Source organism: Mycobacterium nebraskense, from assembly GCF_002102255.1.
Taxonomy (GTDB): domain Bacteria; phylum Actinomycetota; class Actinomycetes; order Mycobacteriales; family Mycobacteriaceae; genus Mycobacterium; species Mycobacterium nebraskense.
On record NZ_LQPH01000147.1, the window covers coordinates 1 to 10,348 of the forward strand.

Genomic DNA, 10,348 nt, shown 5'->3' on the forward strand with positions numbered 1-10,348 from the left:
TGTCCGTTCTCATTGAATCTGGGGCACATTTACTAGTCTGACCTGCATTGCCCCAGATTGGATGAGAATTTCGATCGCGACGTTTCTCATTGAATCTGGGGCAACCCTGCTTCCGCGCCCGGCTGCGAGCGCAGCAGGGTAGCCGGAATGGTCTCCTGTCGATTCCGTTGGCTCGGGTACGTCTTCGGTATAACTACTGTGATCGTGTCTCTCGTGACACACGATCATGATTCTGTGGTGCGCTCGCTCGTGTTGGTAGTTCGGGTGCCGGCTGCGGCCTTTGAGCACCTTGGCCACCGCCCGTTTTAGATTGTCATAGCGGATACGGGCCGGGACATCACCAAAGTGGTTGAACGCCAACACATGCCGATGCAGGAGCGCCTCCTGGCCCTGAGTGGTGAAGTTGCTCCGAGCTAGAGGGCGAACGCTCCGCCTTTGATGAGGATGAGGGCCCCGATTGTGATCAGTGCAACGGGCAGAACGATGTGGCCCCAGCGTGAGAGTGCTTTGGCGATGATCGGGTGGGAGGCGAAATATCGGCCGGCCGCGCACCAGATGGCCACACCGATGAGGAACACGATGATGTAAACACCGATGGTGGCGATCGTTGAGACGGCGAAGATCGGAACGTACACGCCGATGTTGTCGCCGCCGTTGGCGAAGGTGATGACTGCGACCTGCCAGGTGCCAGGCGTCAACAGTGTTGCGGGATCATCGGTCGGCGCCGGTTGGGTGCGGCGATCCCGCCAGGCCAGCCATGCCGCCCGCAGCCCCAACACGATGGGCAGCAGCCCGAAGTACGGCAGTGCGGCTGGAGGAAGCAGCGTGGCACCCAGGAGTGCGCCGCCGACCGAAACTGCCAAGATGGCGGTGAAGCCGAGGTACTGACCGGCGGTCACTCGGATGGCTGCGCCACGATGACCGGGCGCCTGGCCGAACATCACCGCGAGGACCACGATGTCGTCGATATTGGTGATGGCGAAGGTGGCGATCGCCTGAACGAGTGTGGCTGGGCTCAGCACGGCCAATGCGACCAGCTTCGAGTGAAATCCCACCGCATCGGGTGAGCCTACTGCTCAGCAGGCCCCGCGCTCCCGCGCACCAACGACCTCCAGTGGGGCGGAAATTCATGACGACTGCCGGGGTCAACGGACTTGACGAAATACATGCCTCCGGTGCCACGGAGGTGGCTCCTAGAGGTATCGACATACGTCATCGGCGCTGCATGATTCCGGGTCGACGCTTTCGGCGCCCTGCCGCAGCCGGGCGATGGTCTCGCGCAGTGCCACCAGTGCGCTGATCTGCTCGTCGAGGTCGGTCAGTCGGATGTCGAGCAGGTCGCGCACGTGCGTGCACGGCGCGTGGCCGCTGTCACGGATGTCGAGGATCTGCCGAATCTGGGCGAGGCTGAACCCGGCGGCCTGTCCCCGTCGGATGAAGCCGACCCGGGCGATCGTGTCGGCGGCATAGTCGCGATACCCCGCCGGGGAACGTTCGGCGGGCGGGAGCAGGCCTTCGTCTTCGTAGTAGCGCAGCGTCGCGGTGGTGGCCCCGGTCGCCTCGGCGAGCTTCCCGATTCTCACGATGTCTCCTCAGAACACTTGACCTTCAAGCCTACTTGAAGGTCAAGGATGGGTGCATGAGTCAGGGATTGGACCTCGCGGTCATCGGTTCCGGCGGCGCGGCGATGGCCGCGGCGATCCGCGCTACCGCGCTCGGCAAGTCCGTCGTCATGATCGAGCGCGGCATCTTCGGTGGCACGTGTGTCAACACCGGCTGCGTGCCGTCAAAGGCCCTGATCGCAGCGGCCGAGGCCCGGCATACCGCAGCCGACACTGCCCGGTTCCCGGGGATCGCCACCACGGCCGGCCCGGTGGACATGGCGGCCCTGATCGCCGGCACGCACGATCTGGTGGAGTCGCTGCGCTCAGAGAAGTACCTCAACGTGGCCGAATCGTATGGCTGGCAGCGCATTCAGGGCCAAGCGCGGTTCGCCGGAACCCCGGACGCGCCCGTCATCGAGGTCGGCGATGCCACCATCGAGGCCGAGCACTACCTGATCGCCACCGGCGCGAACCCAGTCATCCCGCCCGCATTCGAGGGCGTCGCCTACCTGACCTCGACCACCGCGATGGAAGTCACCGAGGTCCCGGAGTCGCTGCTGGTGATCGGCGGCGGCTACGTCGCGTTGGAGCAGGCGCAACTGTTCGCCCGGCTCGGGTCAACGGTGACGGTGCTGGTCCGCTCCACGCTGGCATCGAAGGAAGAGCCGGAAGTCGGCATGGCGCTGCTGGAGGTGTTCGCCGACGACGGCATCCGGGTGGTGCGCCGCGCCACGGTGAGCGAGGTCGAGCAGGCCGACGATCAGGTCACGGTCACCGCGACCATCACCGGCGGAACGCAGCAGTTCCGTGCCGCGAAAGTCCTCGTCGCCACCGGCCGCCGTCCGAACACCGACGGCCTGAATCTCGAAGCGGTGCAGGTCAAAACCGGCGAGAACAACGAGGTCGTGGTGAGCGACGGGCTGCAGTCGTCGAACCCACGGATCTGGGCGGCCGGCGACGTGACCGGGCACCGCGAGTTCGTCTACGTCGCCGCCCATCACGGCGCGATGGTCGCCGACAACATCTTCACCGACGCCGGCCGCAGGGTCGACTACCGCCATCTGCCCCGCGTGACGTTCACCAGCCCCGCGGTCGGTGCGGCCGGGACGACCGAGGCCGAGCTCCTCGCCGCCGGGACACGGTGCGACTGCCGGGTGCTGCCGCTAAAACATGTGCCGCGTGCGGTGGTCAACCGAGACACCCGCGGTTTCATCAAACTCGTCGCCGACGCCGGCACCGGCCGCATCCACGGCATCACCGCCGTCGCCAAGGATGCTGGCGAGATCGCCGCCGCCGCGGTCTACATCCTCGACGCCGCGATGACCGTCGACCAGGTCGCCGGGTCCTGGGCCCCGTATCTGACCATGGCCGAAGGCATCAAAATCGCCGCCCAGTCCTTCAGCGCCGATATGTCCCGACTGTCCTGCTGCGCATCCTGACGCATGGCTCACTCGAAAGGTTCCTGATGCCCAATTTCCTTGACCGCCTGACCATTCCGGAAGAGTCCGGGCTCGACCCGACGATGCTGGTGCCGTTGCTGCGGCTGCTCGCCGCCGGCGAGCCGGTCACCGTGGAGGCGCTCGCCGCGGCCGTCGGCCTCCCGGTTGACGAGGTGACCCGGCGTCTGGCCGCGGTACCCGACACCGAATACGACGAGCAGGGCCGCATCGTCGGCCAGGGCCTGACCCTGCGCCCGACCCGCCACCGATTCACCGTGGCCGGCCAAGAGCTCTACACCTGGTGCGCCCTGGACACCCTCATCTTTCCCACCATCCTGGACCGGCCCGCCAGCATCGAATCCGAATCACCCGTCAGCGGGCACCCGATCAGGGTCTCGGTCGGCGAAAACGGTGTCACCAGCGTGCAGCCCGAGACCGCGGTGGTCTCGCTGGTCAACCCCGACGACCTCACCTCGATCCGGTCCTCATTCTGCAACCAGGTGCACTACTTCACCTGCGCGCAGGACGCCGCGCCGTGGCTCGCCGAGCACCCCGAAGGTCAGATCGTCAGCGTCGCTGAGGCCCACCAACTCGGCGCAGCCCTGACCACACAAATCCTTACCCAGCTCCATACCCCGCCAACTGCCCACCCCGGCTGCTGCAGCTGACCAGCCGCACCCAACCTGATGAGGAGAAATCAATGAATCAACGTCCACGAAGAAATCCCGTGCTGCTGGGTGCGGCAGCGGTGCTGGTGACGGCCCTGTGTTGCGCCGCGCCAGTCCTGATCGCCGGCGGCGCGCTCGCCGCCGTGTGTGGACTGCTCGAGAATCCATGGGTCATCGGGGCAGCCGTCGCGCTGCTGCTGGCGGCTGTGGTCGCCTTCGCCCGCCGCGGTCAACGCGGCGATCACTGCTGTCCCGCCGACAGCCATTCACCCGCGACGCACACGCTCGACGACCTGACGAAAGGAAGCATCGACAATGTCTGAAACGCGTTCGTTTACACCCCACAGGTGGGCGGGCGTTACGGCTGTGATGCTGGCAGCGGGCGCGCTGACCGCGTGCGGCCAATCGGCCACAACCAGCAATCCGACCTCACCGCCACACGCCAACGCCACAACCCAGGCGACGGCGGCGACACTGACCACGGTGGACGGCAAAACCGTCGAACTGCCCGCTGCCGCCCCGACCGCGATCCTGTTCTTCTCCTACGGGTGCGGCGAATGCGTCGGCGGCGGTAAATCCCTGGCCGCTGCTCGGGCGGCCGTGGAGAAAGCCGGAGGCAGCGCCAAGTTCCTAGCCGTCGACATCGTCCCCACCGAGAAACCCGCCGATGTTCGCCACTTCCTGGACCAGATCGGCGGCACCAGCCTGCCCGCGGTCGTCGATACTAACGGGGCCCTGACCAGCCGCTACCAGGTGACCGCGCCGACCACCGCCCTCGTCATCGACCCGTCCGGGCAGATCAGCTACCGCGGCCACGCCCCGTCCCAGGATCAGATCCTGGCCGCCCTCGGCAGCAGCGCCGCACGGTGAACCTGCTCGCGCTCGCGTTTACCGCTGGCATGCTCGCCCCGGTCAACCCCTGCGGGTTCGCGCTGCTACCGGCGTGGATCACCGGCACCATCGCCACCGGCGGCACCGATGCGGTGCTCGTGCGGCTGGCCCGGGCACTGCGCACCGGGGCCGTCCTGACCATCGGGTTCACCGGCACCCTCACCCTCGCCGGTATCGCGATCAGTGCCGGTGCCCGGACCCTGGTGACGGCTGCTCCCTGGCTCGGGATCACGATCGGGCTCACCCTGGCCATCTTGGGCGGCTTCATGCTCACCGGCCGCACCATCGGTCTGCGTATGCCTGCCCGGACGCGTCATCGGCCGGACTCCCCAACAGCCGGTGGTGTGCTCGCGGCCGGAATCGGCTACGCCCTGGCGTCACTGTCCTGCACCTTCGGGGTACTGCTCGCGGTGATCGCCCAGGCCCAGGCCACCAGCGGATGGGGCGGTCTGCTGGCAGTGTTCACCGCATACACAGCCGGTGCCGCCACCATCTTGATGCTGGTCAGCGTCGGCACCGCCATCGCCGGCACGGCCCTGACCCGGCATCTGGGTATCCTCGCCCGCCACGGGACCCGCGTCACCGCCGTTGTCCTCATCGCCACCGGCGCCTACCTCGCGTGGTACTGGCTGCCCGCGGCCACCGGGCACACCGCCAGCGGCGGCAACCTGCTCACCGGCTGGTCGGCCACCGCGACCGGATGGCTGCAGGACCACGCCCTCCAGGCCAGCGTCATTGCCGCCTTCGCTGTGGTGGTCAGCGCGGTGGCCGCGTACTGGACCACCCACCGCCGGCCAATCACCGGCAAGCAGCGCCGCCGGTGATGATTCACCGGCCGATACACCCAGCCAGATACCACTGTCCCTAACGATTAGAAAGCCGATAGATACAACCGTCGGACACAGTCAGATGCACACCACAAGTGCCTTACTGATAAGGCACATTCAAGACTGCCGACCCCTAAGCGCGACACGCCAGTTCTGCGCCGTCTGAGCGTGTCGTCAATACGGCAGTGGCGAATAGGCGTCGGTACTGCGCCCATTGCTCGACGGGGGTGGCGTCGGCATGGTGGGCGCCGGTGCGTTCGTTGATGCGGTCGAGCAGTAGCGTCGGCCAGGCGGGTTCCGTTGGCGTCCTGGGCTGTTCAACCCGAGGGCGAGCTGTGAGCAATGTTGCGGCTACGGCGATCACATCGGGGTAGGCCACCACGTGCGCTTCTAGGCCATTCTGCAGAATCCCCGCCGCCACGTGACGCTCTGCGTGAGCCCAGAAGACCAGGATGTGGCGGGCGTCGCCCAAGGCGTCATGAAGGTCGACCTCTGAATACTGACGGGCCAAGCGCCGATGCGTGCGCCCGGCACTGAGCACCGTGGGCCGGTCACGAAGATCCACCTGGTCGTCAAGAACGCGCGTTGGTGAACCGATCCAGCGTCGGTGACGGTGGCATACGGAGACATGTGCAGGCAGGTAGCAGTAGACGGGTTCGTGTATTCCCTTGCGTGCCATACATCTTTGACACAAAGGGCGGCGGAGATATTGCTTGAGCGCGGTGGGGTCGCCAGCAAGCCCGCAGAGACGGGACCGGATTACCTGCTCAGGTTGGCCGCTGACGACGGCCAACCAGTCCGGTCGCGGCCGGGCTGCGCATGATTCGGCGACATGGCCGCGCAGTGTGGAGACGCCGATATGGTTGGCGCGGGCCAGCCTGTCGATGTAGGACGATACGGCTTCCCAACGGAACGGTGCGATCGTTCGCGGGAGCCGCTGGCGTGGTCCGCGCGGCCACGGCCTGACAGTTGCCACGTCAGCTGGCCGTGCGGGCCGCGGCCGTGTGGGCGGCGTAGTCGATCAAAATATCGTCCATGGCCTCGCGGGTGATGTGCTCGGTGCCGTCGAGCATCGCTTGGATTGCTGAAGCCCGGATCAAGTGGGCCAGGCTGCCGATCATCCCGCCGGTGCGGCGGTGCAGGTAACGGGCCTGGGCGACAAGGCTTCCCGGTTCGTGTCGATGCAGACGCAAGGTACCTTCCATGGCGGCGACGAGTTGTCGCCACTCCTTGGCGTCGGGGAATGCGCTGGTGTGGATCACCCCGCAACGGCCGGCCAACTGCCGTCCCCGCGTGCCGGTGAACAGCCCCGAGCGTTCCACTTCGATCCCGGCGTAAACGAATGTCGCAGGCAGATGCTCGGTGAAGTATTTGAGGTGGTCGGACAGTTCTTCGCCGGCGCGGGTGTCGAGGTTGAGGTTGTGGATTTCATCGACCACCACGATGTCGGTACGGGCATCGATGAGCACCTGGCACACGGCATCGGAAATATCGGTCACGTTCATCCGCTGATTGAGCGTGGGAAGCCCCAGAAACCGTGCGAACTCCATCGCCAACTTGCGGGGCGACCCTTTCGGCGGGGCCGTCACATACACCACCGGAATCCGGCTCTCATCGCCGGGAAACCGTGCACGGGTGCGCAATTCGTGAAACCGACCCAGTTGCTTGATCGCCGTAGTTTTCCCCGTCGCTGCCCCGCCGGAGATGATCAGCCCGCGCCGGGCCCCGATCTCGCGCTGGTTGAGCAATGTCAACAGCCGGCCCTGATGGGTGATCGCTTCGATCGCCGACGTGGTGACCACCACCAGCTCCGAATGATGCGCAACCCGGGCCTCGTTGTAGGCCGTCCGCTCGTCCTCACCGAGGCTGGCCCACTCGTCGTCGGCGAGCAACGTGAACTCCGGCGGATCGGCATCAACAAAACGCCGCCAGCCCTCCAGCGTCGTGGTCGGCTGGCGGCGATCCTCTAACTGACCCACCGCCGCAATCTCGGTCACAGTCGCCACGTTTGGGCCTCCTTGCGTGCATCAAACACCGGCAGGGGTATGACCTCCGCCATCTCGCCGTCATCGTCGAAAGTCTCGTTGTCGGCGGCCCGTTCCGACGGTGACGGGCCATGATGTTCGGATGATTCCGTCGGGTCCGGCCAGTCCCGGCCGGCGCTCGCGGCGCTGGTCCGTCCAGTCACTCGGCGCTCGGCTTTCGTCTGCTGCTGCGGCCCAGCGGCGGCGCGGTCCAGCAAGTCCTCCGCGATGGCCGCAATCTCCGCTTCCTGGGTCTTCTGGGCCCCTCTGCGGTCGGCTACGGAGCGGGCGTGGCGCCACAGTGTCTCGCCGAACGGCACCGGCGAGGACCGAAGGTGCGTCCACGTCGCGGCCAGCCATCCGTCTTCGTGGTGATTGCGCACCCAAATCCTCGACACGTCATACGGGTCGTAGTGCACTTCCCACTGTCCGTTACGGGCATCGACCCCGGAATGCTGGCGCCGGTATGGGTTGAGCGCCTTGGCGTCATAGGTGCGATGGTTGATCCGGACCCCGTAACTGTTGATTGTGCGCCACTGCACGGGAAGCAATTCGATATAGTCGTCGGCGTCCAGTGGGACCGGTACATAGCCAGCCACCTCAACGAGGGCAGTGTATTTCTCGTTGGGAGACAACGCTTTCCCCGGCGTCACCGGATCCCGCAGGCCATCGTGGGGGCGGTTCTGCCACACCGCGATGATCCACTCGTCCAGCAGCGCCTGCAGCTCAATCATCGACCACACCGCGTCGTCCTCGGCGTTTTTCCCACGCCGCTCCACCGATGAACCGACGTAACCGGCCACGTACTGTGCGAACAGGGTGCCCACCGACTGCAATGTCCGCTCGATCTTCGGCTTATCGGTCGGGCAGTCGGGATGAGCCGGCTGCAGATTGATCCCCAATGTGCAGCACGCTTGCCGAAATGTTTGGGACAGATACGCTTTCCCGTGATCGCAGACGATCGTCTCGGGAGCGATCACCGGCCTGGCCGCAGCATCGGCCAGGCGCTGATCGACACTGGTCAGGCTGTGGTGCGGAAGTACCGACCGGGACATCCGCAGCGCATCGGCCCATCCCGGGCGCATCGGTTCGGGCGTCAATGCCCGCGCCAAGAGCAGTGACGCGTCCACTGCTTTGGTCGTCGGTCGCAGCACCGCGGCCGGGATGGACCGCGTAGCGTTGTCGACCATCGCAGTCAGCTCGACTCGGTCTACCATGCCGTCATCGAGCACTACCCGTACATCCAGAAGGGTTGAATCGATTTCCACCATCTCGCCGGGGCGCACCACGGTGATCGACCCGAATGGGCCATCGGGCTGCTTGGACAGCGATCGCCGCGTCCGTGCTGACCCGAACGTGTGCCGTCCTTCCGCGAGGCGCTTGACCAGCCGGTAGAAGGTGGGCTGCGACGGCATCGCGGGCGCGTCGTCGGCACCATAGGTGGCCACCAGCGTCTTGGCGACCCGCCGTTGCAGACGCTGCACCGTTCCCGTTGACAGGTCGGTCTCGCCCTCGATCGCATCCCGCACCGCGGCGACGACACGGTCGTCCACACGGCCGAATACCGCGCGCCGCCGATTATGGCGCCCGTCAACCACTCCCAGGAGCCCGTCCCGTTCGTAGGCAAATCGGCGACGCTGCAACGCATTCCGACTCACGTCGTGGCCGGCGGCACGCAGCTCGTCCAACTTGGCCAGCTCACGCTGCCGCAGAGATCGTTTCGCCGTGTCGAACTCTGGGCGGGGACGAATGCCCGCGGCCGTCCCAGGCGGGCGGCCGCTGAGGATCTCCACGATGTGGCGCTCCCACCACCGTGCTTGCTCGACGGCTGCCTCGGGAATGCCAGCCAGCATTTCCTCAGAACACAGTGGCGGTCGCGACCCCGACACCAATTCCAATGCCGGATCAACCATCAGCTGCGAGAGCGGCACCACAATCTGCTCGCCGACAGCGTCAACCAGTCGAGCTGATCCGCCCGACAGGGTTACGACGGTGAAAACACCTGCTGATAAACGGATTTCGTCTCCCTCTCGGACGACACCCGTTCGCACGTCAGGTCACCACCCGGTCCCGAGGCCAATCGCCGTGTCGTCGCCAAGTGCCGCTCCTTGCAGATCGGCAACTAAACGGCCGTGCCAGAGCAGATGAAACAGTACGGGCAGCACCACCAAAGGAGTCCCGACCGCGTGCACACCAGCCATCAACGGACGGACCCGAGCGAAGACCTCCGCCAGTTGATCAGCCAAACCGATCTTCAATACTCGCGGATGCCGATAACCCGACAACCAACGTAGATTCGCCCGCAGCACTGGATCGAGGGAACCGACACGCAGGTAATCCCAACCGACCATCGCGCACGTGGCGGCAGACCGATCGAACACGTCCCGATCAGCGTCAGAGATCCGGTCGTCCTCACGAACGTCGACTACGACGACAGATCCATCGCGGCGCCGCACGAAGTAGTCAGGAGCATGCCGCGTGCCGTCACGCCAATGAATCCAAAATGGTTGCGACAGAACACCAACAACATCCGGATCGGCATCCAACGCCATCAACTGGTCACGTTCTACCCAGGACTCGTGACCTACATGTGCGCCGGTTGTGGCGAACCACCACAGCCCGGGAAAGTTACGCTGACCTCGAAACGAGGGGAAATTCCGCACTGGTGAACAGTCCAACTCAAACCGGGTTGCAGCACATCGGTCCAGCGATTGCCGCGTGCATCCCTCGCGGGTGTTGAACTCCAAGTCCACTGCACTCGCTACACCTGGCCCAGCCGAAACAGCCGACGTCAGCACACATAAACGCTAAGCCTCGTGCCCCAGATTCAATGAGAAAGACACGCACTTACCCCAGATTCAATGAGAATGCCCCAGAATCAATGAGAACGGACAG

At 65.5% G+C, this 10,348-nt stretch carries 11 protein-coding genes; 5 read left to right on the forward strand and 6 right to left on the reverse strand.

Annotation, left to right across the window (positions count from 1 at the left end):
* Window positions 1–413: 413 nt before the first annotated feature.
* Both AWC17_RS20360 and AWC17_RS20365 read right to left on the reverse strand, forming a co-directional pair.
* The gene (locus tag AWC17_RS20360) at window positions 414–1,055 is read right to left on the reverse strand and encodes a cadmium resistance transporter (protein WP_079481877.1); all 642 of its coding nucleotides are present in this window, start codon (window positions 1,053–1,055) and stop codon (window positions 414–416) included.
* Between the two features lie 138 nt (window positions 1,056–1,193).
* Window positions 1,194–1,583 (reverse strand): heavy metal-responsive transcriptional regulator, encoded by a 390-nt coding sequence (locus AWC17_RS20365; RefSeq protein ID WP_005148625.1) that lies wholly within the window; start codon window positions 1,581–1,583, stop codon window positions 1,194–1,196.
* Window positions 1,584–1,639: 56 nt separating this feature from the next.
* Here AWC17_RS20365 and merA point away from each other — a divergent pair, with 56 nt between their 5' ends.
* From merA to AWC17_RS20390, 5 genes are read left to right on the forward strand one after another with little or no spacing between them, the layout of a single operon-like run.
* Window positions 1,640–3,043 carry a mercury(II) reductase gene (gene merA, locus AWC17_RS20370; RefSeq protein ID WP_005148655.1) on the forward strand — a complete coding sequence of 468 codons (1,404 nt, stop codon included), beginning with the start codon at window positions 1,640–1,642 and terminating at the stop codon, window positions 3,041–3,043.
* Between the two features lie 26 nt (window positions 3,044–3,069).
* On the forward strand, window positions 3,070–3,711 hold the full coding sequence (gene merB, locus AWC17_RS20375) for an organomercurial lyase MerB (RefSeq protein WP_005148656.1): 642 nt from the start codon (window positions 3,070–3,072) through the stop codon (window positions 3,709–3,711).
* Window positions 3,712–3,743: 32 nt separating this feature from the next.
* Window positions 3,744–4,034, forward strand: a complete 291-nt coding sequence (locus AWC17_RS20380) for a hypothetical protein (protein WP_005148657.1) — start codon at window positions 3,744–3,746, stop codon at window positions 4,032–4,034.
* Window positions 4,027–4,581 carry a TlpA family protein disulfide reductase gene (locus AWC17_RS20385; protein WP_005148658.1) on the forward strand — a complete coding sequence of 185 codons (555 nt, stop codon included), beginning with the start codon at window positions 4,027–4,029 and terminating at the stop codon, window positions 4,579–4,581. The genes AWC17_RS20380 and AWC17_RS20385 overlap by 8 nt, the downstream gene beginning before the upstream one ends.
* A complete protein-coding gene (locus AWC17_RS20390) occupies window positions 4,578–5,426 on the forward strand; it encodes a cytochrome c biogenesis CcdA family protein (RefSeq protein WP_085165033.1) in 849 nt (282 codons plus the stop codon). Before AWC17_RS20385 ends, AWC17_RS20390 begins: the two co-directional genes overlap by 4 nt.
* A 136-nt stretch (window positions 5,427–5,562) precedes the next feature.
* On the opposite strand, the gene AWC17_RS33620 is transcribed toward AWC17_RS20390, so the two are convergent.
* The 4 genes from AWC17_RS33620 to AWC17_RS20410 all read right to left on the reverse strand — a co-directional run bounded on the left by AWC17_RS33620 (window position 5,563) and on the right by AWC17_RS20410 (window position 10,251).
* Complete coding sequence (locus tag AWC17_RS33620; protein WP_225503056.1) at window positions 5,563–5,994, reverse strand: hypothetical protein; 432 nt, start codon at window positions 5,992–5,994, stop codon at window positions 5,563–5,565.
* A 412-nt stretch (window positions 5,995–6,406) separates the two neighbouring features.
* Window positions 6,407–7,435, reverse strand: coding sequence for a TniB family NTP-binding protein (locus tag AWC17_RS20400; protein WP_005148661.1), 1,029 nt, complete (start codon window positions 7,433–7,435; stop codon window positions 6,407–6,409).
* Complete coding sequence (locus AWC17_RS20405; protein WP_005148662.1) at window positions 7,423–9,387, reverse strand: Mu transposase C-terminal domain-containing protein; 1,965 nt, start codon at window positions 9,385–9,387, stop codon at window positions 7,423–7,425. The genes AWC17_RS20400 and AWC17_RS20405 overlap by 13 nt, the downstream gene beginning before the upstream one ends.
* Before the next feature lie 123 nt (window positions 9,388–9,510).
* A complete protein-coding gene (locus tag AWC17_RS20410; protein WP_011894084.1) occupies window positions 9,511–10,251 on the reverse strand; it encodes a TnsA-like heteromeric transposase endonuclease subunit in 741 nt (246 codons plus the stop codon).
* Between the last annotated feature and the right edge of the window lie 97 nt (window positions 10,252–10,348).

Bases quoted from the DNA above. Each gene is read 5' to 3' on its own strand.
- merA (WP_005148655.1), top strand. From the start codon at position 1,640: ATGAGTCAGGGATTGGACCTCGCGGTCATCGGTTCCGGCGGCGCGGCG.
- merB (WP_005148656.1), top strand. From the start codon at position 3,070: ATGCCCAATTTCCTTGACCGCCTGACCATTCCGGAAGAGTCCGGGCTC.
- AWC17_RS20380 (WP_005148657.1), top strand. From the start codon at position 3,744: ATGAATCAACGTCCACGAAGAAATCCCGTGCTGCTGGGTGCGGCAGCG.
- AWC17_RS20385 (WP_005148658.1), top strand. From the start codon at position 4,027: ATGTCTGAAACGCGTTCGTTTACACCCCACAGGTGGGCGGGCGTTACG.